This is a genomic window from Xanthomonas sp. NCPPB 1325 (genome assembly GCF_041477645.2).
Lineage (GTDB): Bacteria > Pseudomonadota > Gammaproteobacteria > Xanthomonadales > Xanthomonadaceae > Xanthomonas > Xanthomonas cannabis.
Genome location: NZ_CM192985.1, coordinates 1,723,980 through 1,749,490 on the forward strand (window position 1 = coordinate 1,723,980; position 25,511 = coordinate 1,749,490).

General features: G+C 65.7%; 20 protein-coding genes and 1 other RNA gene. 4 read left to right on the forward strand and 17 right to left on the reverse strand.

The window, feature by feature from the left end:
* Positions 1-40: 40 nt before the first annotated feature.
* The 4 genes from ACCQ10_RS07210 to ACCQ10_RS07225 form a co-directional block, all read right to left on the reverse strand.
* Complete coding sequence (locus tag ACCQ10_RS07210; protein ID WP_372362629.1) at positions 41-1,990, reverse strand: DUF885 domain-containing protein; 1,950 nt, start codon at positions 1,988-1,990, stop codon at positions 41-43.
* 195 nt (positions 1,991-2,185) lie between these two features.
* Positions 2,186-2,962 carry a queuosine precursor transporter gene (locus ACCQ10_RS07215; RefSeq protein ID WP_372362630.1) on the reverse strand — a complete coding sequence of 259 codons (777 nt, stop codon included), beginning with the start codon at positions 2,960-2,962 and terminating at the stop codon, positions 2,186-2,188.
* A gap of 4 nt (positions 2,963-2,966) precedes the next feature.
* A complete protein-coding gene (locus ACCQ10_RS07220; protein ID WP_039409647.1) occupies positions 2,967-3,641 on the reverse strand; it encodes a DUF502 domain-containing protein in 675 nt (224 codons plus the stop codon).
* A 596-nt stretch (positions 3,642-4,237) separates the two neighbouring features.
* Positions 4,238-5,791 (reverse strand): alginate export family protein, encoded by a 1,554-nt coding sequence (locus tag ACCQ10_RS07225; RefSeq protein WP_039409611.1) that lies wholly within the window; start codon positions 5,789-5,791, stop codon positions 4,238-4,240.
* A 375-nt stretch (positions 5,792-6,166) separates the two neighbouring features.
* Here ACCQ10_RS07225 and ACCQ10_RS07230 point away from each other — a divergent pair, with 375 nt between their 5' ends.
* The gene (locus tag ACCQ10_RS07230; protein ID WP_047693644.1) at positions 6,167-6,529 is read left to right on the forward strand and encodes a PadR family transcriptional regulator; all 363 of its coding nucleotides are present in this window, start codon (positions 6,167-6,169) and stop codon (positions 6,527-6,529) included.
* A complete protein-coding gene (locus ACCQ10_RS07235) occupies positions 6,526-7,443 on the forward strand; it encodes a sensor domain-containing protein (RefSeq protein WP_372362631.1) in 918 nt (305 codons plus the stop codon). The genes ACCQ10_RS07230 and ACCQ10_RS07235 overlap by 4 nt, the downstream gene beginning before the upstream one ends.
* An 86-nt stretch (positions 7,444-7,529) precedes the next feature.
* On the opposite strand, the gene ACCQ10_RS07240 is transcribed toward ACCQ10_RS07235, so the two are convergent.
* From ACCQ10_RS07240 to ACCQ10_RS07250, 3 genes are all read right to left on the reverse strand, one after another.
* Positions 7,530-7,605: non-coding RNA, sX9 sRNA (locus tag ACCQ10_RS07240), on the reverse strand.
* 113 nt (positions 7,606-7,718) lie between these two features.
* On the reverse strand, positions 7,719-9,062 hold the full coding sequence (locus ACCQ10_RS07245) for a polyhydroxyalkanoate depolymerase (protein WP_184369851.1): 1,344 nt from the start codon (positions 9,060-9,062) through the stop codon (positions 7,719-7,721).
* A 377-nt stretch (positions 9,063-9,439) separates the two neighbouring features.
* A complete protein-coding gene (locus ACCQ10_RS07250) occupies positions 9,440-10,042 on the reverse strand; it encodes a methyltransferase (protein ID WP_228333067.1) in 603 nt (200 codons plus the stop codon).
* Positions 10,043-10,115: 73 nt separating this feature from the next.
* Here ACCQ10_RS07250 and ACCQ10_RS07255 point away from each other — a divergent pair, with 73 nt between their 5' ends.
* Entirely contained in the window at positions 10,116-10,562 is a 447-nt protein-coding gene (locus ACCQ10_RS07255) for a CopD family protein (protein WP_166750617.1), read from the forward strand.
* 236 nt (positions 10,563-10,798) lie between these two features.
* On the opposite strand, the gene ACCQ10_RS07260 is transcribed toward ACCQ10_RS07255, so the two are convergent.
* The 7 genes from ACCQ10_RS07260 to lpxD form a co-directional block, all read right to left on the reverse strand.
* Complete coding sequence (locus tag ACCQ10_RS07260; protein WP_355583058.1) at positions 10,799-11,758, reverse strand: acetyl-CoA carboxylase carboxyltransferase subunit alpha; 960 nt, start codon at positions 11,756-11,758, stop codon at positions 10,799-10,801.
* Between the two features lie 253 nt (positions 11,759-12,011).
* Positions 12,012-15,605: a DNA polymerase III subunit alpha gene (dnaE, locus tag ACCQ10_RS07265; RefSeq protein WP_372362632.1), complete on the reverse strand. Its 3,594-nt coding sequence runs from the start codon at positions 15,603-15,605 to the stop codon at positions 12,012-12,014.
* 175 nt (positions 15,606-15,780) lie between these two features.
* A complete protein-coding gene (gene rnhB, locus ACCQ10_RS07270) occupies positions 15,781-16,479 on the reverse strand; it encodes a ribonuclease HII (RefSeq protein WP_372362633.1) in 699 nt (232 codons plus the stop codon).
* Entirely contained in the window at positions 16,476-17,762 is a 1,287-nt protein-coding gene (gene lpxB / locus ACCQ10_RS07275) for a lipid-A-disaccharide synthase (RefSeq protein WP_372362634.1), read from the reverse strand. Before lpxB ends, rnhB begins: the two co-directional genes overlap by 4 nt.
* Positions 17,759-18,550, reverse strand: coding sequence for an acyl-ACP--UDP-N-acetylglucosamine O-acyltransferase (gene lpxA / locus ACCQ10_RS07280; RefSeq protein WP_372362635.1), 792 nt, complete (start codon positions 18,548-18,550; stop codon positions 17,759-17,761). Before lpxA ends, lpxB begins: the two co-directional genes overlap by 4 nt.
* A 23-nt stretch (positions 18,551-18,573) precedes the next feature.
* Positions 18,574-19,035: a 3-hydroxyacyl-ACP dehydratase FabZ gene (gene fabZ, locus ACCQ10_RS07285; RefSeq protein ID WP_039415369.1), complete on the reverse strand. Its 462-nt coding sequence runs from the start codon at positions 19,033-19,035 to the stop codon at positions 18,574-18,576.
* Positions 19,032-20,045: a UDP-3-O-(3-hydroxymyristoyl)glucosamine N-acyltransferase gene (gene lpxD, locus ACCQ10_RS07290; protein WP_047693629.1), complete on the reverse strand. Its 1,014-nt coding sequence runs from the start codon at positions 20,043-20,045 to the stop codon at positions 19,032-19,034. The genes fabZ and lpxD overlap by 4 nt, the downstream gene beginning before the upstream one ends.
* Before the next feature lie 128 nt (positions 20,046-20,173).
* On the opposite strand from lpxD, the gene ACCQ10_RS07295 reads away from it, so the two are divergent.
* Positions 20,174-20,365, forward strand: a complete 192-nt coding sequence (locus ACCQ10_RS07295; RefSeq protein WP_166743295.1) for a hypothetical protein — start codon at positions 20,174-20,176, stop codon at positions 20,363-20,365.
* Positions 20,366-20,445: 80 nt separating this feature from the next.
* On the opposite strand, the gene bamA is transcribed toward ACCQ10_RS07295, so the two are convergent.
* The 3 genes from bamA to ACCQ10_RS07310 form a co-directional block, all read right to left on the reverse strand.
* Entirely contained in the window at positions 20,446-22,851 is a 2,406-nt protein-coding gene (gene bamA / locus ACCQ10_RS07300) for an outer membrane protein assembly factor BamA (protein WP_372362636.1), read from the reverse strand.
* Between the two features lie 83 nt (positions 22,852-22,934).
* A complete protein-coding gene (gene rseP, locus ACCQ10_RS07305) occupies positions 22,935-24,293 on the reverse strand; it encodes an RIP metalloprotease RseP (protein WP_372362637.1) in 1,359 nt (452 codons plus the stop codon).
* 26 nt (positions 24,294-24,319) lie between these two features.
* Positions 24,320-25,510 (reverse strand): 1-deoxy-D-xylulose-5-phosphate reductoisomerase, encoded by a 1,191-nt coding sequence (locus ACCQ10_RS07310; protein ID WP_372362638.1) that lies wholly within the window; start codon positions 25,508-25,510, stop codon positions 24,320-24,322.
* Between the last annotated feature and the right edge of the window lies 1 nt (position 25,511).

Genomic DNA, 25,511 nt, shown 5'->3' on the forward strand with positions numbered 1-25,511 from the left:
CCGGGGCGCGCGCGACAGGACTATGCCGCGCGTGTCTGCCTCAGCCCTTCTGGGTGGCGATCCAGCGCTGGATCTTCTCCTGCAGGATCTCCAGCGGCACCGAGCCGTCCTTGAGCACTTCGGTGTGGAAGGCGCGCACGTCGAAGCGCGGCCCCAGCTCGCGTTGGGCCTGTTCGCGCAGCTGCGCGATCTTCATCTCGCCCACCTTGTAGGCCAGCGCCTGGCCGGGGATGGCCATGTAGCGATCGACCTCGGCTTCGGCATCGGTGAGGCTCATCGCCGAGTTGTCCAGCATGTAGTCGATGGCCTGCGTGCGGGTCCAGCCCTTGCTGTGCAGGCCGGTATCGGCGACCAGCCGGATCGAGCGCCAGAGCGCGTTTTGCAGGTAGCCGTAATAGTTGTACGGGTCCTGATACAGGCCCAGCTCGCGGCCCAGCGATTCGGCGTACAGCCCCCAGCCTTCGATGTATGCGGTCTCGCCGCCCAGGCGGCGGAACTTGGGCAGGTCGGTCAGTTGCTGCTGCAGGCCCAGCTGGTAGTGATGGCCGGGGATTGCCTCGTGCAGGTACAGGCTCTCCGCTTCCCAGGTCTTGCGCGAGGGCAGGTCGGAGGTGTTGACGTAGAAGATGCCCGGCGTGCTGCCCGCGCTGCCGTTGGCGCTGGGGCGCATGTACGAGCCGCTGGCCGCCGACTGCGCACGCTGCGGTTCCACCGCCCTTACTTCCAGCTCCGGCATGCCCTGGACGGTGAACAGGCGCGGCACCGCGCCCTGCACGCGCCCCTGCAGGCCCCGGTAATATCCCAGCAGCTCGGTCTCGCTGCGGAAGCTGAAGCGCCTGTCGGTCTGCATGAACTTGTAGAACTTGGGCAGGTTGCCGCGGAACTTGACCTGCTTGGCCAGCGCCTGGATCTCGCCCTGCAGGCGCGCCACCTCGTCCAGCCCGATCTGGTGGATCTGCTCCGGGCTCAGTTCCGAGGTGGTGCTCTGGCGCACGTCGTAGGCGTACCAGGCCGCGCCGTTGGGCAGCGCTGCCAAGCCGTCGGTGTCGCGACAGGCCGGCAGGTATTCGGTGGCGATGAAGCCGCGCAGCGCGCGGTAGGCCGGCAGGATGCGCACCTCGATCAGCCGCTTGTACTCGGCGGTGAGGCGCTGCTTGTCGGCTTCGGGCATGTCGGCCGGCAGGTTGCGGATCGGCCCCCAGAACAGGCTGTCTTCGGCACTGCGCGCAATGATCGCGTCCAGCTGCGGCAGCACTTTCTGCATCAGCACCTTGGGCTGCACCACCCCGGCCTGCATGCCGGCGCGCATGTTGGTGATGGCCTGGTCGAACAGGTCCGGGATGCCCAGCGCACGCCGCGACCAGTTGTCGTAATCCTTGACCGTCTTGAACGGCTGCGCGCCGGTGCCCGAGCCCAGCACCACGGCAATGCTGGCGATGTTGTAGAACTGGTTGATCGGCAGCATCCAGCTGGGGAACTGCTCGGCGGCCAGCGCACTGCGCGCATCGCGCACGAAGATCTGATAGCTCAGCAGGTCCTGGCCGCTCAGACCGTCCGGCCCGAGCGCCTCGGCCTTGCCCAGCCACAGCACGGTGAAATCGTGCGACTGCTGACGGAATGCCGGCGACAGGAAGTTGGGCAACTGGTCGTTGTAGCGGCTCTCGCCCTGGAAGGTGGCCTGCAGCGGGTTGAGCTTGAGCGAGGCGTCCCAGTACTGGTCGTAGAGCAGGTTGAGTTGCTGGGCCTTGGTCAGCACCACCGGGGCGACGACGGGCCGCGGGCGCGCCTTGGCTGCCTTGCTGCCCTTGGCGGTCCTGGAGCCCTTGGCCGCGGGTTTGGTGGTCTTCTTGGCTTTGCTCGCCTTCGCGCGCGTCTGCGTGGTCTGTGCCTTGGCGGTCTTCTTCTTGGCCGCATCGGCGGGCGCTGCCACTGGCAGGCTCAACACGGCGGCGAGGGCCAGCGACAGCAGGCGGGAAAAGCTGAGGGGCATTACCGGCTCCGGAAACAAGCGAGCGGGGAGCTTGCCCGATCCGCACGGTTACGGCCACCCATCGCGGTCATACCGCCTATCGGCAATTCATGCGGCGCACTGGCTGGACGCGGTTCCGCTTCGGATGATGCAGCGCGGCAATCGGCGGATGCCTTGCAGCGCCTGGAAAGCGCGCCACCCGGCAAGCCTTGCTGCTCAATCGGCCGCGGCTTCCTGGCGCAACTGTTCGGCCCGCTCGGCACCCAGGTAGGCGCCGATGCCGCGGCGCGCCAGATACAGCAGCGGGATCAGCAGGACGGCAAAGCCCATCTTGTACACATAGTTGAGCGTGCTCACCGCCAGGAACTGATCCATCGACCAGTGCTGGGGCCCGAGCACGAAGGCGATGTAGATCACCACGAAGCTGTCCACCAGCTGCGACACCGCAGTGGAGCCGGTGGCGCGCAGCCACACGTGCCGTTCGCCGGTGAGCTTGCGGATGCGATGGAACACCGACACGTCGATCAACTGGCCGACCAGGAACGCCACCAGCGAGCCGCCGATGGTCCACAGCCCTTGCCCGAACACCGCCGCAAAGGCGGCCTGATAGTCCGGCACGCCCTGGCTCTGCGCCGCGGTTACCCACCACCCGGCCGGCGCCAGCGCAATGGCCGCAAAGGCGAACACGAAGCCGTAGCCGATCAACGCCACCGCCACCCACGAGATGAAACGCACCCCGCGGCTGCCGAAGAACTCGTTGATGGTGTCGGTCATGATGAACACCACCGGCCACAACAAGGTGCCGGCGGTGAAGCTCAGCGAGCCGCGTTGACCGAACAGGTTCCAGTTCAACGGCGCGATGCCCAGCGTGTCTTCCAGCGCGAAGATCTTGACGCCGATGAACTCGGCCAGTGCCGCGTTGACGCAGAAGAACGCGGCCAGCGCAATGAACAGGCGTACCGCACGATCGTCGAGGGTACGCACGTGTGTCATGGTCTCAGCGGTCTGCCGTCCGGGTGAAGGGAACCGATTCGGGTGCCACTGCGCCGCCGGAGATGATGAAGCTCATCGCCTGATCCACGCTCCAGTCGGTGGGCGTGAGTAATTCCACCGGCACGATTTCCAGATAGCCGGAGGTCGGGTTGGGCGTGGTCGGCACATACACCGCCGCCAGCTCGCGGCCGGTGCCCTGTTCCTTGATGACGCGGGTGACCAGGCCGACCGACTTCATGTCGCGATGCGGGAAGTCGATCAGCACCACGCGCTGGGTACTGCCCGGCTGGGTCTGCAGGATGTCGAGCAACTTGCGCGCGCTGTCGTAGACCACGCTGGCCAGCGGGATGCGCCGCATGATCGCCTCGAACCAGCGCAGCAGGCGCTGGCCGATCACGCGTCGGCTCAGGATGCCGACAAACAGGATCGCCGCCACGGTGGCGATCAGCGCGATGGTGTTCTGCACCCACAGCGCCTTGATCCAGCCCAGGTTATCCGGGAACGAGGCGGCGATACGCTCGGACAGCGGCACCACCCACGGGCTGCTGATGCCCGAGAGCAGCGCGAACACGAACTTCACCACCACCCAGGTCAGCCAGACCGGCAGCAAGGTCAGCAACCCGGTGAGAAACACGCGTTGCAGGGAAGGGCGGGAATGCGGAGTGGGGGATTCGGACATCTGCATAGTGTAGGCATTCGGCCGCGTCCGGTGGAGGTGGGTGGGGAATCGGGAATGGGGAATGGATATTCGGAATGGAGAACAGCGCTTTGCGGCGTGTCGAGCGGCAGCACGTCGGTCCACTGCGGCGACATTGCTGCAATCGAGGTAGGGCCGGAGCAGGGCCCAGACGGTGACACAGGCATATAGGCCCAGACGAAGACAGCAAGCGGCAGGCAGCAGATCCGGACGCAAACGGCGATAGCCGACAGCCGACAGACACAGACACAAGCGCAGGCGGCGCAGGCTGCAAGCGGCAGCTGCAAGTGGCTGACGTAAGCAAGGGCAGTAGATGACAGACGTAGCCGACCGCAGTAGATGGCAGCTACTCCCTTCTCCCTCCGGGAGAAAGTGGCGCGCAGCGCCGGATGAGGGTACGTCCGCCACGACTGCCGAGGTACCCAGCCTCTTTGCCAGTCCTTGCACCGACTAACGCCAAAAAACAAACATGCCGCGTCCCTGCAGGAACGCGGCATGTGATCAGACGATTCTCGGATGCATGGATAACGCGCCATGCCTTTGGATTCACGCACGCAACTGCGCTGAGCTTGCGGTGCTTAGAACCGGAAGTTCAACCAGCCCATCACGAAGGTCGAATCGCCATAACCGGCTCTTTCCAGCGCGGGGCCGGCCATCAGGTGCTCGGCGCGGAAGGTTACCGACCAGTTCGGGTCGATGTTCCAGGTGGCGTTGATGCGCGGCATGGTGCCGATGCGGCGCTCGCCGGTGTTCTGCGTGCGTGCATAGGCGCGTGCCTGGTTGTTGTAGATCGCATCGCTGGTGGTCTGGCGCCACAGGGTTTCCCATTCCAGATTCACGGTGAGCTTGGAGGTGGGCGAGAAGGTGAAGGTCGGCGCGGCGGTGACCAGATTCACCGGGCCGAAGAAGGTGGCCCAGCTGAAATAGATCGTGTTGCCGTACAGGAAGTTGTTGTTGCGCAGCGTGCCGGTACCGGAGGTGCCGCCACCGCCGGAGGCGATTTCGCTATGGAACCCCAGGCGCGGCTTCCAGCCGGTTTCGCTCAGCGACCAGGCGTTGGAGGTGCTGGCCATGTAGGCACGCAGGTCGCGTCCGCCAAAGCTGCCGCGCTGCACGGTCACGAACGAGTCGGTGCGCAGCTTGCCCACGTTGCCCCACAGGCGCAGGCCGTAGTAATTGCGGTGCTCTTCGGCGGTCTGCCGGCCCCACACCTGATTGTCGTTGCGAAATTGATAGAAGAACGGTTCCAGGTACATCGGCTTGGCGGTCGGCAGGCGGTAGCCACCGACCACACCGCGGAAATGCCGCGAGCGATCGATACGGTCGTCGCCCAGGCCTTCGGTGCCATCCAGGTTGAAATTGAAGTCGAACACGTCGACACGCGTTTTGTCGCCGATCGCCCAGGCACGCGCACCGTTGAAGGTGACGAAGATGTCGGTATTGTCGCGCAGCGCCATCAAGGTGGTGGGGCCATCGACGAAGACCTGACGGCCGACCCGCAAACCGGTGTCGGCGCTGCCGATGCGGCCTTTCACGTCGAAGAACACCTGCTGCAGGATGGCATTGTTCTCCTGCGTGCCGGTCTTGGCGCCTTCGTTGCGCCCATCCAGGCTGCCGTGCGCCAGTTCCGTGTAAAGACGGAAGTGTTCGCCCACGTGCAGGTCTGCGCCGAAGAACGCGCGCAGCAGATACTGCTGTTGCGAGTGGCTGCCGGGAATCAGCCCCGGGTTGGTGATGGTGTTGCTGCGCACGCGCAGCTCGTTGCTGAGCGAGACGTAGACATCGCCGTCTTCGCTGAGCGGGATGTACTTGAGCGGATCGAACGGGCTCTTGCGCTTGGACGTGTCTTTCAAATACGACCAGTCTTCGGCCCAGCGCACCTGCCACATGTTGCCGCCCTGCTTGGCGCCCCAGCCCTGGGCTTCCTGCGGATAGCCCTTTGCGGTGGCCGGCGCGGTGGTCACCGGCGCCTTGGCCGGCTCGGCAACGGCCTGCTCGGCGTTGGCCGGTGCCGGCTGCACCTGCGCCAGCGCCAGGCCCGGCAACGCCAACCCGATCGCAAGGCACAGGCGCCGTGTGGCACCAAAGGAAGTATCAGCCATGGCCGGCTGCGCCAAGCGTGTCAATTGCATCGTCTTGCCCCATCGAAAAATGAAAACCCCTGAGCGAAGCTTATCGGCACGGGGGGCGTTGACTGTAGTAAAGCCGTGCCGGAAACGCAGTAACCCAAAGGTTCTAAGCTCATGAACGGACTGGGGTTTGCGCAGGCGGGCGCTAGTGGGCGGGGATTGGGGATTCGGCATCGGGGATTCGCAACGGCGGCGCTGGGTTTTTGCGGTGGAGCTCGCTGCGATGCCGACACTGCTCGAACAAGCTGGCGACCACCGCTTTGTTTTCGTTTTGGCGAATCCCCAATGCCGAATCCCCAATCCCCGCCCATGACTACCGGCACATCCACTATAGCTAGGTTCTACATAGCATCACCTTCGACCTAGCGGAGATGGCCGATGAGCGAGCCGGATATCCACCTACGCAAATTTCAGAAGGAGCTGAGTGCGGGCACCGTGTCGCTGGCCTTGCTGGCCGTCCTGGCACAGGCCGAAGAGCCGCTTTACGGCTATCTCATCGCCAAACGGCTGGAGCGGCTGGAAGGCGTGCTCAGCGGCAAGCAGAGCGCCTTGTATCCGGTACTGCGCAATCTGGAAGGGGCGGGGCTGTTGCAGAGCCATATCGAGCCATCCGCGTCTGGGCCGCCGCGCCGTTATTACCGCATTACCGACAGCGGGCGTGACTGCCTGCGCGACTGGACCGCCGCCTGGCGCGCCACCCGTGATTCCGTTGACTCAGTGCTGCAGGGGACCCACTCATGAATACAGTTGCGCAGTCACATCCGTTGCCAACCACCATTTCCGATTACCTGGCGCAGCTGCGCCAGGCGCTGGCGGGCGCCGACCCGGCGATGATCCAGGACGCGCTCTACGATGCCGAAGAATATCTGCGCGCCGAGCTTGCGGAACAGCACGGCAAGAGCGAGGCGGAGGTCATTGCAGGCGTGGCTGGCAGCTACGGCGCGCCGGAGGAAGTGGCCGAGATCTACCGCGAAACCGAAGTGACCGTGACCCGCGCGTTGCGTCCACCGGCGCCGCCCAAACGCGCATCGTGGATTGGCAACTTCTTCGGTGTGGCAGCCGACCCGCGCACCTATGGCGCACTGTTCTACATGCTGCTGTCGCTGCTTACCGGCGTGTTTTATTTCACCTGGGTCGTCACTGGCGCGAGCCTGTCGATCGGGCTGCTGATCCTGATCATCGGCGTGCCGTTGCTGGTGTTGTTCTTCGGCTCGGTACGGGTGTTGTCGCTGGTGGAAGGCCGCGTGATTGAAACGCTGCTCGGCGTGCGCATGCCGCGTCGCCCGCAACATCCGGGCCTGCAAGGCAGCTGGCTGCAACGCATCGGCGCGATGTTCACCGACGTGCGCACCTGGAGCACGATGCTGTACTTCGGGTTGATGCTGCCGCTGGGTACTCTCTACTTCACCGTGTTTTGCACGCTGCTGTCGCTGTCGCTGGGGCTGGCCGCTTCACCGCTTGTCGTGTTGTTCGACAACACGGCCGTGCTGACCTGGGATGGCGTGGACATCACCGGTTCCTGGCTGACGTTGCCGTTGTTCGCGGTGGGCGTGCTGTTGTTGTTCGTCACGCTGCATCTGGCGCGCGCCTTCGGCAAGCTGCACGGCATGTTCGCCAAGCAGCTGTTGGTCAAGAGTGGCGAAACGGCTGCGTGACGCGCGCGAGCGATATATCGGCATGCCCAGCATCGATGATGGCGTTCGCAGGCCGGCATTGCTTCGCGTGCTGTCGCACGTAGAACAGCTGACAACACGTAGCGAGCAGTTGTCGGTCGGGCGTGGGCAGCGCACAGGAACCGGAGTGTGCGAGCGAGATATACCGTGCTGGCCGCGGGCCGCGCGCACCTGGCGGTTGCGTAGCAGGTTTGCCGGGCGACCTCAGTGGCGATGCAAAAAAATCCCCGGCCGTGCCGGGGATTTTATTTCTTGGTTCAGGCGCGTTTGCCGCGCTTGCGGATCGGGGTCACGGTAGCCGGGTCGCGGCTGCCAACCGGGTCGGCATCGTAGCGGGCGATGAATTCGCGTACCTGCGGATACACCACTTCACGCCAACGACGGCCACTGAAGATGCCGTAGTGACCGGCGCCTTCCACCACCAGATGACGGCGATGCGCCGCATCGATGCCGGTGCATAGATCGTGTACCGCCTCGGTCTGGCCGAGGCCGGCGATGTCGTCCAGCTCGCCTTCGATGCTCAGCAGCGCGGTATTGCGGATCGCCGATGGCTTGACCAGTTGGCCGTCCACTTTCCACTTGCCCTGCGGCAGCAAAAACTCCTGAAACACTACGCGAATCGTGTCCAGGTAATACTCGGCCGGCATGTCGAGCACGGCGTTGTATTCGTCGTAGAACTGCCGGTGCGCTTGCGCATCCTGCAGGTCGCCCTTGACCAGATCGGTGTAGAAATCCCAGTGCGACATCACGTGCCGATTGGGGTTCATCGAGAGGAAGCCGGCATGCTGCAGGAAGCCCGGATACACCTGGCGGCCATGGCCCGGATACGGGAACGGCACGGTGTGGATCAGGTTGTTCTGGAACCACTCGATGCCGTTTTCCGTGGCCAGGTTGTTGACCTGGGTGGGGCTGCGGCGCGCGTCGATCGGCCCACCCATCATCACCAGCGAGCGCGGGGTGGGTTCGTCGTTGCTGGCCATCAGCGACACCGCCGCCAACACCGGTACCGTGGGCTGACAGACGCTCACCACATGCAGGCGCTCGGCGCCGATATGGCGGATGAACTCCTGGATGTAGGTGATGTAGTCCTCCAGCCGGAACGCGCCTGCTTCCAGCGGCACCATGCGCGCGTCCACCCAATCGGTCACATAGACCTTGTGGTTGCGCAGCAGGGTGCGCACGGTGTCGCGCAATAGGGTGGCGTGGTGGCCGGACAACGGCGCCACCACCAGCACCGCCGGTTGCTCCTTCATCTTGCCGATCAGCTCGACGTGGTCGCTGAAACGCTTGAAGCGCAACAGCCGGCAGAACGGCTTGCTCAGCACCTCGCGTTCGATGATCGGCAGCGAATGGCCATCGACCTCGACATCGTCCAGCGCCCAGGCAGGCTTTTCGTATTCCTTGCCCAGCCGATGGAACAGCTCGTTGCTGGCGGCCATGCGTTCGGCACCGGGAAGCGATGCCCACAGGCTGTCGGGGTCGGAGAACATCTTGGCGTTCGCCTGGGCCTGATGCACCCAGGGGGCTAGCAGATTGCGGGTCAGCTCATGCAGTTGATAAAGCATTCCACCCATCCGTGCGGTTTTGCTGCCGCGCAGCATACCGGGTTTGGCGCATTTGCACCTTAATGGGGCTCCGGGCGGTTGAGGCTGTCATGGGAGCTATGGCAGACATCGGCTGTGTTATCTACTGCTGTCTGTGCTCGTTCGGATGGCGTGCACGGCTGGAAGATCGCGCTAGGCGGCCGGATGACGTTGGGAGCGATGCGACCAGCGTGTAATCGGCAGTCCTGTCGAAGTGCCTGCAGAAGCAAAGCCCCCCCTCCTGCGGGAGAGGGGTTGGGGTGAGGGTACTTGGCGAAGCCCTCGCGGACTCAAAGACGACCCGGCGATACACCAACCACGTCGAGCCAGGCACGTGATCGCAATCCGTTGCTGCGAGGGACTTCTTCCGGTCGCCGGCCGCCGCGAACATCTGCTCAGCTGCGCTCCAATGCAGACGTCTCTCCAGCCAATTGCGGTGACAACCAGCAGTGCGACCCGAGCGCAGTAAAGCCCACGCTGGCGAAGCGGCGCCGGTACCAGCGCGATGGCCGCGCCTGAAAACCGTCATGGTCGCCTTCGAAGGCATCTTCTTCGGCAAAGGTTTCCAGAAACGCCACGCCTGCGCACATTTCGGCCAACCCGGGCAGGCCCTGATTGAATTCGCGCGTGGGCACGTAATGCAGGACATCCGAGCAGATCAGCAGGTCCACCGGTGCGCAGGGGCGCAGCCAGGCGAAGTCGCCGAAGCGGGCAGGGTGGATCTGGCGGCTACGGCCGTAGCGCCGGACGGCGTAGTCGCTGCTGTCGAAGCCCAGGTAGCTGAGCTTGGGACGCAGCGCCAGCAAGGGCGCGCGCCATGCGGCTTCGCCGCAGCCGACATCCAGCACGCTGCGGATTGGGCGTTCCAGGTAGTACTCGGCCTGTGCGACCGCGAGTGCGACCTTGCGTCGCAGGCGGGCGGGGTCGGCCAACCCGGCATCGCGATACCAGCGGCGGAAATACTGGGCGTCGTACTGTTTCTGGTCTGACTGCTGCATGGTCTCAGCTGCTTTCGCGCGTGCGGATGGGTGAAAATGCGGGCCATCCTACGCGAGCCAACGGAGCCAGCGCATGACCCTGTATTTGTGGATCAAGACCTTCCATCTGTTGTTCGTGATCGCCTGGATGGCGGCGGTGTTCTATCTGCCGCGCATCCTGGTCAACATCGCCGAAGCCGGCGGCGAATCTGCAGTGCGCGCACGCCTGGTGCTGATGGGCCGGCGGCTGTACAAATTCGGTCACAGCATGCTGGGGCTGGCGCTGCTGCTGGGCGCGGTGCTGTGGCAGGGCTACCGCGTGATTCCCGATTTCCCGACCATGGTGACCGGCGGTTGGCTACACGCCAAGCTGTTCGCGGTTGCGTTGATCCTGGCGCACTACATCGTGGCCGGACGCTGGCTGAAGGGCGTGGACCAGGGGCGTGCCGTCCCGAGCGGGCGTGCACTGCGCTTGTTCAACGAGGTGCCGGTGATCCTGCTGGTCGGTGTGATCTGGCTGGTGCTGGCCAAGCCGTTCTGAGCGGCGTTGCGTGCAAGGCGTGGTGTCGCCTTGCACGCAGGAGCCGAGGCTGACGTCATCGCGATGCCGGCCTAGAACTTCAGCAGGATCACTATTCGGTAGGACGGACCAGCCGCTGCACACCATCTGCACGCAGCAGGCCATCTGCAACAGGATCGAGCGCAGCGACTCAGGGTGGCTGGGACGTCCTGTCCATTAGCGGGTTGCGCGCACTCCGGGCCACGGAGCGCGACGGTTCAGTGCCCCTCGTAGGCACCGTAGCTACGCAGGCGCTCGTAGCGCTGCTGTAGCAAGGTTTCCACCGGGATCTTTTCCAGCGCGTCCAGCTCGTTGAGCAGGACCGCCTTCAGGCGCTTGCCCATCTGCTCGGGGTTGCGGTGCGCGCCGCCGGTGGGCTCGCGGACCACCTTGTCGACCAGGCCCAGGCCTTTCAGGCGCTTGGCGGTCAGGCCGAGTTGTTCGGCGGCGTCCTTGGCCTTGGCCGCGTCCTTCCACAGGATCGAGGCGCAGCCTTCCGGCGAAATCACCGAATAGGTGCCGTATTCCAGCATCAGGGTGCGGTCGCCCACGCCGATCGCCAGCGCGCCGCCGGAGCCGCCTTCGCCGATCACCGTGCAGATCACCGGGATCTTGAGTTCGGCCATTTCCAGCAGATTGCGCGCGATCGCCTCGGACTGGCCGCGCTCTTCCGCACCGATGCCCGGGTAGGCGCCGGGGGTGTCGATGAAGGTCAGCAGTGGCAGGCGGAAACGCTCGGCCAGCTTCATCAGGCGCAGCGCCTTGCGGTAGCCCTCCGGGCGCGGCATGCCGAAGTTGCGCGCCACCTTGGTCTTGGTGTCGCGGCCCTTCTGGTGGCCGATGATCACTACCGGGCGGCCGTCGATGCGGCCCAGACCACCAACAATCGCCTTGTCGTCGGCATAGGCGCGGTCGCCGGCCAGCTCCTGGAATTCGTCGCAGATGGTGTTGATGTAATCCAGCGTGTACGGGCGCTGCGGGTGGCGCGCCAGCTGCGAGACCTGCCAGGCCGACAAATCGCGGAAGATCTGCGCGGTGCGCACGCGCAGCTTGTCGCGCAGCGCCCGCACTTCGGTCTCCACGTTGACCGCAGGCCCGGTACTGGCCTTGCGCAGTTCCTGGATCTTGGCTTCCAGATCGGCGATGGGTTGCTCGAAGTCGAGGTAGTTAGGATTCATGCAATGGCGTCGTCAACGTAAGGCGGGGAGTGTAGCTGAAGCGGTGTGGCTGGCCCGTACGGGGGCGTTGGGATGGAGCCGGGACTCGGGACTCGGGGCTCGGGACTCGGGACCCGGGACCCGGGACCCGGGACCCGGCAAGGCAAGGCAAAGGCAAATACAAGACAGAAACAGAGTCTGAGCGTGGAGGGTTTGGGACCGCGTAAGCGCTTGCGGGTCCCGGGTCCCGGGTCCCGGGTCCCGAGTCCCGGCCTCACTGCGCCCATGGGGGGCTGTACTTGATCTTCACCGTCCGCACCGCCGGGTCGGCGCGCAGGCTGTCCATCAGCTGCTGGTCGATGCGCACCGAATGGGTGCCATTGAGGTCGAGCATGCCGGCCACGCCGCCGCTGGGTGCGCGCAGCAGCAGGTCCAGGCGCAGGGGGGTCTTGCCGGGGCGGTGTTTGGCCAGCAGCGCGTCGATACGGGGGAAGGCCTGCTTCTCGCGCAGGTCCAGGCGCAGCGACAGCCGCTGTGCGTGGTCGGCGCAGATCTGCTCGTAGTCCCAGCACTGGCGGATGCGCAGGCTGTAGCCGCCGTTGAATTCGTCCTCGCGCAGACCGCCCTTGACGATCAGGATGCGGTCGCGGGTGAGCAGGTGGCCGAACTCGGCCATCGCATCGGAGAACGCGCTGCACTCCACCCGGCCGCGGCCGTCTTCGAGTTGCACGAACACCTGGCTGTCGCCCTTGCGGCGTACGCCGACCACCTGGCCGGCCAGGATCGCGCTCACTTCCGGCCGCCAGGCGCGCTTTTCGCCGTCGCCGCCACTACCGCCGCCACCACGCTGCTGGGACGCCACGATCTTTTCCAGCGCGCCCAGATCGCAGCCGACCAGCTCGCGCACTTCCTCGCGGTGCGGATCGAACGGATGCCCGCTGAGGTAGAAGCCCAGCGTTTCGCGCTCGCCAGTGAGCAACTGGCCCAGCGGCCATTCCTTGCTTTCTGGCAGGTCCAGCCGCATCGCCGGCGCGCTCGGGTCCGGCCCGCCGAACAGCGAGTTCTGGCCCGAGGCACGTTCGCGCGCCATCTGCTCGGTGGCCTTCATTACTTCGGGCAGCTGCAGCATCAGCGAGGCGCGGTTCTTGCCCAGGCCATCCATCGCACCGGCATTGATCATCGCTTCCAGCGTGCGCCGGTTGAGCTTTGCGGTGCCCACACGCGTGCAGAAATCCAGCAGCGTGGTGTAGGGGCCGCCGCGCTGGCGTTCTTCGACGATGGCCTCGCACGCGCCCTGGCCGACGCCCTTGATCGCGCCCAACCCGTATTGAATGGTGTCCGGGCTGGCGGCCTCGAACTGGTAGGCCGATTCGTTGACGCGCGGCGGCTTGACGGTGAGGCCGAGGTTGCGCACCTCATCCAGGAAGCCCACCACCTTGTCGGTGTTGTCCATGTCCGAGGACAGCGTGGCGGCCATGAACTCGGCCGGGTAATGCCGTTTCAGCCACGCAGTCTGGTAGCTGACCAACGCGTACGCGGCGGCGTGCGATTTGTTGAAACCGTAGCCGGCGAACTTCTCCATCAAATCGAAGATTTCGTCGGCCTTGGCCGCGCTCACGCCGCCCTTGGCTGCACCTTCGCGGAAGATTTCGCGGTGCTTGGCCATTTCGGCCGGCACCTTCTTGCCCATCGCGCGACGCAGCAGGTCGGCGCCGCCCAGCGAGTAATCGCCGACGATCTGCGCCATCTGCATCACCTGCTCCTGGTACACCATGATGCCGTAGGTGTCTTTCAGGATGACTTCGGTGCGCGGATCGGGATACACGATCTCCTGCTGGCCATGCTTGCGCGCGTTGAAGTCCGGGATCAGGTCCATCGGGCCGGGGCGGTACAGCGACACCAGCGCAATCAGGTCCTCGAAGCGGTCAGGGCGCGCGTCCTTGAGCAGGCGGCGCATGCCCGAGGATTCGAACTGGAACACCGCACCGGTATTGCCCGAGGCGAACACGCCCTTGTAGGTGGGCACGTCGTCCAGCGGAATGGTGGTGATGTCGACCGGGTCGATGCCGGCGCGTGCATGGCGCACGTTGATCGCCTTGACCGCCCAATCGATGATGGTCAGCGTGCGCAGGCCGAGGAAGTCGAACTTCACCAGGCCCACCGCTTCGACGTCGTCCTTGTCGAACTGGGTCACCGGGTTCTTGCCGCGGCCATCCTCGTCGTGTTCGGCGAACAGCGGGCAGAACTCGGAGAGCGGCTCGGGCGCGATCACCACGCCGCCGGCGTGCTTGCCGGCGTTGCGGGTGAGGTCTTCGAGCTGGCGCGCCAGATCCATCAGGTCGCGCACATCGTCTTCGACCTGGTAGCGCTGGATCAGGTCCGGCGAGGCCATCTCCGAATCCTTGCCTTCGCCCATCGCATCCTTGAGCGTGATGCCCAGGATGTTGGGGATCAGCTTGGCAACGCTATCCACCAGGCCGTAGGTGAAACCGAGCACGCGCCCGGCGTCGCGCACCACCGCCTTGGCGGCCATGGTGCCGTAGGTGATGATCTGGCTGACGCGCTCGCGGCCGTATTTGCGCGCCACGTAGTCGATGACTTCGTCGCGGCGGTCCATGCAGAAGTCGATGTCGAAGTCGGGCATCGACACGCGCTCGGGGTTCAAGAAGCGCTCGAACAGCAGGTTGTACGGCAGCGGGTCCAGGTCGGTGATCTGCAGCGCCCAGGCCACCAGCGAACCGGCACCGGAACCGCGTCCCGGGCCGATCGGAATGCCCTGGTTCTTTCCCCACTGGATGAAGTCGGCCACGATCAGGAAGTAGCCGGGAAAGCCCATCTTGATGATGGTGTCGAGCTCGAATTCGAGCCGGTCCACGTAGTCCTGGCGGGTCTTGCCCGGTGCGATCGGGTTCTTTTCCAGGCGTGCGGCCAGACCGTCGCGCGACTGGCTGCGGATCCAGCTGTCCAGCGTCTCGTCGTCCGGCACCGGGTAGGCGGGCAGGAAGTAGGTGCCCAGGCGCATCTCGATGTTGCAGCGTTGCGCCAGCGCCAGCGTGTTGTCGATGGCGTCGGGGATGTCGGCGAACAGCGCCGCCATCTCCTCGCTGGACTTCATGTACTGCTGGTCGCTGTAGTCACGCGGGCGCTTGGGGTCGTCGAGCACGCGGCCCGACGAAATGCACACGCGCGCTTCGTGCGCGTTGAAGTCGCTGGCGTACAAAAAACGCACATCGTTGCTGGCCACCACCGGCAGCCCACGCACGCCGGCGGCATGCAGCGCGAACTGGTTGAAGCGTTCCTCGCCCTCGCGCCCGGTGCGGGTCAGTTCCAGGTGCAGACCGTCGCCGAACACGCGCTGCCAGTCGGCCAGCTGCTGCTCGGCAAGATCCGCGCGGCCCTCGTTGAACAGGCGCCCGGCCAGGCTGTCGCGGCCTGCCAGCGCGAACAGGTTGGCGTGCCCGGCCTGCAGCCATTCCGGATGGATCGCCACCCCGCCTTCGGGGCGGTGGCCTTCCATCCAGGCGCGCGTCAGCAGCCGCGACAGGCTCAGGTAGCCTTCGCGGTCGCGGCACAGCAGGGTCATGCGCCACGGCGTCATGTCCGGCGTGGCGATCATCACGTCGGCGCCGGCGATCGGCTTGATGCCCACGCCTTCGGCGGCCTTGTAGAACTTGACCAGCGCGAACAGGTTGTTGAGGTCGGTGACTGCCAACGCGGGCATGTCGAGCTCGACCGCCCGGCTCAGCAGGTTGGCCTGCTTGGCCTTTTTCGGGTCAGCCTGATCCGGTTTCTCGGGCACACGGATGGTGGAATCCGCCAGCGAGAACTCGGTGTGGACGTGCAGATGGACGAAGCGGGAAGTGGACATGCGAGACCGGAATAATGCGCGGTCAGGGTACCGGCGGGGGCGAAGGCGAACAAGGCTTGACAGCTGAGGCGGCGGGACCCGGGACCCGGGACCGGGGACCCGGAACAGCGGTGGATCGCCTGGTTGAGAGCCCGCGCATCGCTTCCTGCACGGGCGGTGGGGCGCCGGTCCGTGCCTAGACGGCGCCGGCGTGTTGCACGATCCGCAGCTGTTCCGGGTCCCCGGTCCCGGGTCCCGGGTCCCGGCCCTCCAGCGCCAACCGCACCGGCGCAAAGCTGCGCCGATGGTGCGGACAGGGCCCGTGGTTTTGCAGCGCGGCCAGATGGATCGGGGTGCTGTAGCCCTTGTGCTGGTCGAAGCGGTATTCCGGGTGTTGCGCGTGCAATTCGTGCATCAGACGGTCGCGGGTGACCTTGGCCACGATCGAGGCCGCCATGATGGCGCGGTCGATGGCATCCCCGCCAATCAGGGCCTCGGCCGGGCAGGGCAGCCCCTTGGGCACCCGGTTGCCGTCGATGCGCGCAAATCCGGCCACGTGCGCCACGCCTTCCACCGCCCGGCGCATGCCGAGCATGGTCGCCTGGTAGATATTGATGCGGTCGATCTCTTCGCTGTCGATCAGCACCACCGACCACGCCAGCGCGCGGTCGATGATGCGCGCATACAGCTGCTCGCGCCGTTCGGCCGTGAGCTGCTTGGAATCGTCCAGCCCGTTGATGCGCGGCTTGCCGGGGTCGAACACCACCGCCGCCACCGCGACGGGACCAGCGAGCGGGCCGCGGCCGGCTTCGTCGACGCCGGCGTAGAGCCGGGACCCGGGACCCGGGACCGGGGACCCGGGGAACAGCGTCAGCGCTGCCTCTAACGCTTTCATAGGGAACTTTCTGCCTCCCGGGTCCCGGGTCCCGGGTCCCGGGTCCCGACCAGCTCTGCGACTGCATCCGCTGCCCGTGCCGACGCATCGCGGCGCAACTGCGCATGCAGGGCCAGGTAGCGCGGTTGCAGGGCGGCGACCTTCTCGGGGTGCTTGAACCAGTCCAGCAGGGCCACGCATAGCCGTTCCGGGGTGCAGTCGTCCTGCATCAGCTCCGGGGCCAGGTCATCGTTGGCCAGGATGTTGGGCAGCGCATAGCGGTTGACCTTCAGCAGGCCCAGCGTCTTGACGATGCGGTAGGTCAGCGGCGCGACCTTGTAGCCGACCACCATCGGGCGCTTGACCAGCATGGCTTCCAGTGTGGCAGTGCCGGAGGCCAGCAGCACCACGTCGGCGGCCAGCATGGCGGCGCGCGCCTGGCCGTCGAGCAGGTGCGAGCGCAGCACCGGCAGCGACGAACGCGAGAGCTGCTCGGCCAGCACTTGCTTGCAGCCCGGATTGGCCGCGGGTACCAGTACGTGCAGGTTGTGCAGATGCTCGGAGACCAGCCAGGCGGCCTGGAAAAAGGTGTCGCCGAGCCGGCTGATCTCGCCATGCCGGCTGCCCGGCAACACGGCCAGCACGGTGCTGGAGGCGGAGATGCCGAGCTTGGCGCGCGCGGCCTCGCGGTCGGCCTGGTAGGCGATATCGTCGGCCATCGGGTGGCCGACGAAGCGCGCATCCACGCCGTGCCTGGCGTAGATCGGCGGCTCCATCGGGAACAGGCACAGCACCAGGTCGGCACTGACGCCGATCTTCTCGGCGCGCTTCTCGCGCCACGCCCACACCGAGGGGCTGACGTAGTGCACGGTCTTGATGCCGCGCTGCTTGAGCCAGCGCTCCACCGGCAGATTGAAATCCGGCGCATCGATGCCGATGAATACATCCGGCTTCCACGCCAGCACGCGCTCGCGGAACGCGCTGCGCAGCTTGAGCAGGCGCGGCAGATGGCGCAGCACTTCGGTCAGGCCCATCACCGCCAGCTCGCTGGCATCGAACCAGGTCTGGCACCCGACGCCACGCATCGCATCGCCGCCGATGCCGACGAATTCGGCAGTCGGATAGCGTAGCCGCAGCTGCTCGATCAGCCCCGCACCGAGGATGTCGCCGGAGGCTTCGCCGGCGATCAGCGCGATGCGAGGTGCGGGACCCGGGACCCGGGACCCGGGACCCGTCACGGCAACTGGGTCGGTGCTCTGCTTTTCCCGGGTCCCCGGTCCCGGGTCCCGGGTCCCGATATTCATCGCAACAACGGCCGTTCTGCCGCGTCGATGAACTCGAGCATCCCGCGCACGTCGTCGCTGCTCTTGGCCTGTTCGGCCAGCTGCAGTTTGGCGTCGGCCAGCGGCAGGCCGGCCACATACAGCGTGCGGTAGGCGCGCTTGATCGCGGTGATGCGCTCGGCATCGAAGCCGCGGCGCTTGAGCCCTTCGCTGTTGATGCCGCGCGGGCGGCCCAGCGATTCGCTGCCGACCATGGTGAACGGCGGCACGTCGCCGTTGGTCAGCGCGCCCATGCCCAGGAAGGCGTGCGCGCCGATGCGGCAGAACTGATGCGCGCCGGCAAAACCGCTGATGATCACGTAGTCGCCCACGGTGACATGGCCGGCCAGCGTGGTGTTGTTGGAGAACACGCAGTGGTTGCCGACATGGCAATCGTGCGCCACGTGGGTATAGGCCAGCATCCAGTTGTCGTCGCCGACCACGGTGATGCCTCCACCACCGCCGGTGCCGCGGTTGATGGTGACGAACTCGCGGATCACGTTGCCGTCGCCGATCACCAGCTCGGTGCGTTCGCCGGCGTACTTCTTGTCCTGCGGCTCGCCGCCGATGGCCGCATGCCCGATGAAGCGGTTGTTGCGGCCGATCCGGGTCGGACCATGGATCGAGCAATGCGGCCCCACCTCGGTGCCGGCGCCGATCTCCACGTCCGCGCCGATCAGCGAGAACGCGCCGACGCGCACATCGCTGGCTAGCTGCGCCGAGGGATCGATGACGGCGGTGGGATGAATCAAGGGTGCTTGATCACGCATCGTGTCTCACCTCCAAAAACGGATTATTCCTTGGCGCCGGCGCACATGACTTCGGCACTGGCCACGATTTCGCCGTTGACCTTGGCCTCGCCGTAATAGCATCCCATGTTGCGGATCAGGCGCTTCATCTGCACTTCCAGGATCAGCACGTCGCCCGGCACCACCTGCTTGTTGAAGCGCGCGTTGTCGACCTTGACCATGTAGAACAGCTTGGACAGCGCATCGCGCCCCAGGCCGAGCTGGGTCATCACGCCGCCGGCCTGCGCCAGCGCTTCGATGATCAACACGCCCGGCATCACCGGACGGGTCGGGAAGTGGCCCTGAAAGAACGGCTCGTTGATGCTGACGTTCTTCTGCCCGACGATGCGCTTGGCCTCCAGGTCCAGCTCGATGACCCGGTCGATCAGCAGGAACGGGTAGCGGTGCGGAATCAGCGTCTGGATCTGGTTGACGTCGATCGGCAGCTCGTAAACGGGGTGACTCATGCGTTCTCCTTGCCCACAGCCAGGATGCGCCTTGCCAGCGCATCGAGTTGTTTGAAGCGCGCGGCATTCTTGCGCCACGTGCGATTGTCGGTGAGAGGGGTGCCGGACGAATACTCGCCCGGCTCGTGAATGGAATTGCGTACCACCGACTTGCCGGTGATCACCACCTTGTCGCAGATCTCCAGGTGGCCGACCACGCCGACATGCCCGCCGAGCAGGCAGTAGCGGCCGATCTTGGCGCTGCCGGCAATGCCGGTGCAGCCGGCAATCGCGCTGTGCGCGCCGATGCGGCAGTTGTGCGCGATCTGCACCAGGTTATCCACGCGGACGTCTTCTTCCAGCACGGTGTCTTCCAGTGCGCCGCGGTCGATGCAGGTGTTGGCGCCGATCTCGCAATCGTCGCCGATCACCACGCCGCCAAGCTGCGGCACCTTGATCCAATGGCCGGCATCCATTGCCAGGCCGAAGCCGTCGGCGCCGATCACCGCGCCGGGGTGGATCCGCACGCGCTTGCCCAGCCGCACGCGGGTGACCAGGGTAACCCGGGCCAGCAGTTCGCTGCCGTCGTCCACCACACAGTCCTCGCCAATGATGCTGCCGGTGCCGATCACGCAGCCATCGCCCACGCGGCTGCGCGCACCGATGCTGACGAACGGGCCGACATGGGCGCCCGGCGAGACTTGCGCGGTGGGGTCGATCACTGCCGATGCATGGATGCCGGGCGCGCGCACCGGCGCCACGTCGAACAGCGCGGCGATCTTGGCGAAGGCGGTGTACGGGTCCTTGGCGACCAGGGCGGTGCCCTTGGCTGCCTCGGCATCGTCGGCGCGCACCACCACCACTGCGGCCTGGGTCTCGGCCAGCTGCGGGCGATAGCGCGGGTTGGACAGGAAGCTCAGCTGCCCCGCGCCGGCATGGGCCAGGGTGGCGACACCGGTGACTTCGGTGGTGCCGTCGCCGACGACGGTCAAGCCAAACTGTTCGGCAATCGCACTGGCGGTCAAGTGCATCAGGGTGAACCTCGCGTAAACATTAGGTGGCTGTTTTTACGGAAAAAAAACCCGACCAAAGAGTCGCCAAACATGCGGGCGTATCTCTTCGCAGGTCGCAATCGTGCGGCGAACCTAGGAAGAAGCATATGAAAACTGCCCTCTCCATTGTCGGAAGCCTGCTCCTGCTTGGCGCCGTGACCACCGCATCGGCCGATGACTTCGCCGATCAGCGTGCCCAGGCGCATAGCTTCTGGGATCAGCAAATTGCCTGCGTCGATGCGTCCGACTGGAGCGCCACCTACACCTGCCTGAGCACCGTTTGGGATAGCTACCGCTAAAAGCTGCGCAGGATCCAGCGGTTCCTAAACAAACAATGGCGGCCCGAGATGTCGGGCCGCCATTGTTGTGCTCACGTCTCTTAGAACTGGCCGCCGAAGGTGAACTGCAGGCGCTCGATCTCGTCGTTGTCTTCCTTCTTCAGCGGAAACGCGTAGCTGATCGAGATGGGGCCGACCGGGGCGCGCCACAACAGCGCCACACCGGTGGAGGCGCGCAGCTCGTTGGCCTTGAAGTTGTCGACGCCGCTGTAGACGTTACCGAAATCGAAGAACGCCGACACGCGGGCCGACGGGCTGTCGAACAGCTTCGGGAAATACATTTCCACCGAGCCGACGGTCTTGAACGAGCCACCCAGCGGCTGACCGCGGGTGAAGCCGTTGATGGCTTCGGAGCGAGGACCCAGTGTGTTGTCTTCGAAGCCGCGCACCGAATTGGTACCGCCGGCGTAGAAGTTCTCGTAGAACGGCAGGCCGGTGGCAGTGACGCTGCGAAGACGGTTGGTGCCGTTACAAGCCTGCTGGTTCAGGGTCCCATTGGTGACCACACCACAGATGTCGGCCGTGCTGTCCTTGCCGTAGCTGTCGCCGTAGCCCAGTTCAAAGCGCGTGTTCAACACCAGCGCCGGAATGATCGGCCAGTAGTTCGAAATCTGGTAATTGAGCTTGTAATACTCCACCGTCGAGCCGGGCAGGGTGGTTTCCAGGCCCACGCGCTGGTACATGCCGCGCGTCGGCATGAAGAAGTCGTTGCGGGTGTCGCGCGCCCAGCCGAATTCGGTACGCACGGCCTTGAACGTGTTTGTGCCGATCGCGCTGATGTAATCGACAATGGCCTGCGGCGTGGTACCGGGGAAGGTGGTGATCTGGTTGCTGTCCACACCGACCATCGCAGAGACGGTGTCGTTCTCGGTGATCGGCACGCCGAACACCACCTGCGCCGAGCCGTTCTTGCTGTTGAACTGCGCCGTGTTGAAGTCCGAGTAGTCCAGCGAACGCCACGACAGGTTGTAGCCCAGCGACACGCCGTCATCGGTAAAGAACGGGTTGGTGTAGGAGAACGCATAACGCTGCTGGAAGGTGCTGCGCGACGCTTCCACTGCCACACGATTACCACCGCCCAGGAAGTTGTTCTGCGACAACTGCACCGAGGTGGTCACACCGAAGGCCTGCGAGAAACCCAGGCCGAACACGAAGCTGCCCGAGGTGGTTTCCTTGACGTCATAGATCACGTCGACCTGGTCGTTGCTGCCGGGCACCGCAGGGGTTTCCACGTTCACCGACTCGAAGTAGCCCAGGCGCTGCAGACGGATCTTGGAACGGTCGATCGCCGCCTGCGAGTACCAGGTGTTTTCGAACTGGCGCATCTCGCGGCGCAAGACTTCGTCCGAGGTGCGGCTATTGCCCTTGTAGAGGATGCGGCGCACGGTCACACGCGGGCCGGGCACCACCTGCAGGTTCACCGCAACGGTGCGGTCCTCGCGGTTCGGGGTCGGGATCGGATTGACCTTGGCGAACGCGTAGCCGACGTTGCTGAGCGTGTTGGTGATCGCATCGGAGGTGTATTCGAGCAGCGCGCGCGAGAAGATGTCGCCGGCCTTGGGGATCACCAGGCGCTCGATGTCGGCCTGCGGCAGCACGGTGTCGCCGGTGACCTTGATCTCGGAAATCTTGTACTGCTCACCCTCGGTGACGCCGGCGCTGACGAACATGTCGCGCTTGTCGGGGCTGATCGACACCTGGGTGGAGTCGATGCTGAAGTCCACATAGCCGCGGTCCAGGTACCAGGAATTGAGCTTTTCCAGGTCGCCGGACATCTTTTCCTTGGAGTACTGGTCGTCGCGGCGGTACCACGAGGCCCAGTTGTGCTCCTTGGACTCCCAGTTTTCCAGGATGTCCTCGTTGGCGAACTTTTCCGTACCGATCAGGTTGACGTGGCGGATCTTGGCCGCCTTGCCTTCCTTGATCGCGATGGCCACATCGACGCGGTTGCGGTCCAGCGGGCTCACCGTTGGGGTGATCTCGACGTTGTACTTGCCGCGGTTGTTGTACTGGCGGGTCAGTTCCTGGGTCACGCGGTCCAGGCTCAGGCGGTCGAAGGTGCCGCCCTCGGTCAGGCCGATGTCGCCCAGGCCCTTGAGCAGCTCTTCGGACTTGATGTCCTTGTTGCCGGTCACGGTGAGCTTGTTGATCGCCGGGCGCTCCTTGACCGTGATCACCAGGATGTTGCCCTGGCGGTCCAGCTGCACGTCCTCGAAGAAGCCGGTGCGGTACAGCGCGCGGATCGAGTCGGCCACCTTGGCATCGTCCACGGTGTCGCCACGGTTCACCGGCAGATAGGTGAACACGGTGCCCGAAGCGATGCGCTGCAGGCCGTCGACGCGGATGTCGCTGGCAACGAACGGCTCGGCGGCCAGGGCAACGGCTGGCAGGCTGAGGCCGGCGGCAAGAGCGAGGGCAAGCAGGCGGCGAGTGGGAAGACGCGTCATGTCACATCCGGTTGGAGTCGATTTCAGGTGTTGCTGGGTGCCGGCGTATGACGACGACAACAGGCGGAAAGAGTGGAGCAGTTTCATCGTGGAACCAGGCCAAGGATGTCGTTGTAGAACGCCAGTCCCATCAGCCCGGCCAGGACCGCCAGGCCGACGTATTGCCCGGCAATCATGGCCCGTTCGCTGATCGGGCTGCCCTTGACCAACTCGATAAGGTAATACAGCAGATGCCCACCGTCCAAGATCGGGATGGGCATCAGGTTGATGATCGCAAGGCTCAGCGACAGCAGGCCAAGGAAATACAGGAACCAGTCGAGCCCGCGTTCGGCCGAGGCATTGGCGGCGCGCGCGATGGTGAGCGGGCCGGAGATGTTCTTGACCGAGGCCTGGCCGGTCAGCATGCGCTTCATCATGCCCAGCGAATCGGCGGTCATCCGGCCGGTTTCGCGGATCGCCGCCGGCACCGCGGCAAACAGGCCGTACTGCTGGCGGCTGTCGTACTCCGGGGCGGGCGCGGCGGCCGGGCGGATACCGATCATCCACTGGCCCTGCGGCGACTTGCGCGGGGCAATCTCCAGCGCCAGGCGGTCTTCGCCCTGTTCGCCCTTGCGCGCTACCTCGATCATGCCCGGGCCGCCGTGCTCGCCCAGCGCCTGCACCTGCGGAATGATGTCCTCGGCCGTGCGGATCGGCTGGCCGTCGATGGCCACGATGCGGTCGCCCGGCTTGAGCAGGCCGTCGGCGACCGAGCCGGGCACCACCTCGGCGATCACCGGCGGCTGCAGCATGAACTGCCAGCCGATCCCGGCCAGCGAGGCCACGCGGCGCTCGTCGAAGCCGACCGGCAGCTGCGACAGGCGCAAGGTGTGCTCGCTGTTGCCGGCGCCCTCGGTGGCGGTGAGTACCTGGATGTCGCGCCGGTCCATCGCCGCGGTGGTGAGCTGCATGCTGGCATCGCTCCAGCTGCTCACGCCGCGGCCATCGATGCGCACGATACGCTCGCCCGGGGTCAGCCCGGCCTCGGCGGCCAGGCCGTCGGCGCGGCCGACGGTGGCCGAATAATCCTGCTTGCCGACCACGAACATCGCCCACAGCATCGCCATGCACAGCAGCAGGTTGGCGATCGGGCCGGCGGCCACGATGGCGATGCGCTGCCACACGGTCTTGCGATTGAATGCCTGATCCTGCTCGGCCGGGTGCACGTCGCCTTCGCGCTCGTCGAGCATCTTGACGTAGCCGCCCAGCGGAATGGCCGCCACCACGAACTCGGTCCCGTGCCGGTCGCGACGCATCCACAGCGGCTTGCCGAAGCCCACCGAGAACCGCAGCACCTTGACGCCACACCGGCGTGCGACCCAGAAGTGGCCGAATTCGTGGAAGGTCACCAGCACACCCAGGCTGACGATCATCCACCAGACCGAACCGATGAAATCACCCATGGATGCAACTCGGTTGCGTGGTTCGATCAGGCATGAAAGGCGTGGTGGGCGAGGGCGCGTTCGGTGATCTGCCGTGCTTGCGCGTCGGCAGAAAGGAGGGTGTCGAGGGTGTCGGCATTGTGCCGCGGAAGCGTTGTCAGCGTTTGTTCGACCAACGCTGGGATCGCTAGGAAACCTATCCGGCCCTGAAGAAACGCTGAAACAGCCACTTCGTTGGCCGCGTTCAGGATGGCCGGGGCGGTTCCGCCAGCACGCAAGGCCTCCCAGGCCAGCCGCAGGCAGGGGAAGGCCGCAGTGTCGGGGGCTTCGAAATCCAGCCGGCCCTGCTGCAGCAGGTCCAGCCCCGCCACCCCGGAGTCGACCCGTTCGGGCCAGGCCAGTCCGACGGCCAGGGTGGTGCGCATGTCCGGCAGGCCAAGCTGGGCCAGGGTGGAGCCGTCGACGAACTCGACCAGCGAATGCACCAGGCTCTGCGGGTGCACCAGCACATCGATCTGCCCGCCGGGCAGTCCGAACAGGTGGTGCGCCTCGATGACTTCCAGGCCCTTGTTCATCAGCGTGGCCGAATCCACCGAGATCTTCGGCCCCATCGACCATTTCGGGTGGGCCACGGCCTGCACAGGCGTCACGGCCGATAGCGCAGTGCGGTCCCAGCCCCGGAACGGGCCGCCAGAGGCGGTGAGGATCACCCGGCGTACGCCGCGGCTGGCATCGCACGAGCGCAGGCACTGGAAGATGGCGCTGTGCTCGCTGTCGATCGGGATGATCTCCGCCCCGGCTGCGGAGGCGGTGCGGGTCAGCAGCTCGCCGGCCAGTACCAGCGATTCCTTGTTGGCCAGCAGCAGGCGCTTGCCGGCGCGCGCGGCTGCCAGGGTCGAGGGCAGGCCGGCGGCGCCGACGATGGCCGCCACCACGGTATCGCAGGCATCGCTGCCGGCCAGTGCGTCCAGCGCCGCGGTGCCGGCATGCGCCTGGGTGGCCAGGCCGGCGGCGCGCAGGCCGTCGCGCAGTAGCGGATACAGCGCCTGGTCGGCGATCACCGCATGCGCGGGCCGGTGCGTGGCGCACAGCGCCAGCAGGGCATCGACCTGGCTGCCGGCCGACAGCACGCTGGCGCGCAGCCGGTCCGGATGGCGGGCGATGACGTCCAGGGCCGACGTGCCGATCGAGCCGGTCGCGCCGAAGACGGCGACCTGGCGGGGAGAAGAGCCAGCCATG

Coding starts and splice junctions, on each gene's coding strand:
- ACCQ10_RS07310 (WP_372362638.1), bottom strand. CDS start 25,510: ATGGCTGGCTCTTCTCCCCGCCAGGTCGCCGTCTTCGGCGCGACCGGC.
- ACCQ10_RS07210 (WP_372362629.1), bottom strand. CDS start 1,990: ATGCCCCTCAGCTTTTCCCGCCTGCTGTCGCTGGCCCTCGCCGCCGTG.
- ACCQ10_RS07295 (WP_166743295.1), top strand. CDS start 20,174: ATGAAAACTGCCCTCTCCATTGTCGGAAGCCTGCTCCTGCTTGGCGCC.
- lpxD (WP_047693629.1), bottom strand. CDS start 20,045: ATGCACTTGACCGCCAGTGCGATTGCCGAACAGTTTGGCTTGACCGTC.
- ACCQ10_RS07225 (WP_039409611.1), bottom strand. CDS start 5,791: ATGCAATTGACACGCTTGGCGCAGCCGGCCATGGCTGATACTTCCTTT.
- ACCQ10_RS07245 (WP_184369851.1), bottom strand. CDS start 9,062: ATGCTGCGCGGCAGCAAAACCGCACGGATGGGTGGAATGCTTTATCAA.
- ACCQ10_RS07260 (WP_355583058.1), bottom strand. CDS start 11,758: ATGAATCCTAACTACCTCGACTTCGAGCAACCCATCGCCGATCTGGAA.
- ACCQ10_RS07250 (WP_228333067.1), bottom strand. CDS start 10,042: ATGCAGCAGTCAGACCAGAAACAGTACGACGCCCAGTATTTCCGCCGC.
- ACCQ10_RS07215 (WP_372362630.1), bottom strand. CDS start 2,962: ATGACACACGTGCGTACCCTCGACGATCGTGCGGTACGCCTGTTCATT.
- bamA (WP_372362636.1), bottom strand. CDS start 22,851: ATGACGCGTCTTCCCACTCGCCGCCTGCTTGCCCTCGCTCTTGCCGCC.
- ACCQ10_RS07220 (WP_039409647.1), bottom strand. CDS start 3,641: ATGTCCGAATCCCCCACTCCGCATTCCCGCCCTTCCCTGCAACGCGTG.
- lpxB (WP_372362634.1), bottom strand. CDS start 17,762: ATGAATATCGGGACCCGGGACCCGGGACCGGGGACCCGGGAAAAGCAG.
- rseP (WP_372362637.1), bottom strand. CDS start 24,293: ATGGGTGATTTCATCGGTTCGGTCTGGTGGATGATCGTCAGCCTGGGT.
- fabZ (WP_039415369.1), bottom strand. CDS start 19,035: ATGAGTCACCCCGTTTACGAGCTGCCGATCGACGTCAACCAGATCCAG.
- ACCQ10_RS07255 (WP_166750617.1), top strand. CDS start 10,116: ATGACCCTGTATTTGTGGATCAAGACCTTCCATCTGTTGTTCGTGATC.
- ACCQ10_RS07230 (WP_047693644.1), top strand. CDS start 6,167: ATGAGCGAGCCGGATATCCACCTACGCAAATTTCAGAAGGAGCTGAGT.
- ACCQ10_RS07235 (WP_372362631.1), top strand. CDS start 6,526: ATGAATACAGTTGCGCAGTCACATCCGTTGCCAACCACCATTTCCGAT.
- lpxA (WP_372362635.1), bottom strand. CDS start 18,550: ATGCGTGATCAAGCACCCTTGATTCATCCCACCGCCGTCATCGATCCC.
- rnhB (WP_372362633.1), bottom strand. CDS start 16,479: ATGAAAGCGTTAGAGGCAGCGCTGACGCTGTTCCCCGGGTCCCCGGTC.
- dnaE (WP_372362632.1), bottom strand. CDS start 15,605: ATGTCCACTTCCCGCTTCGTCCATCTGCACGTCCACACCGAGTTCTCG.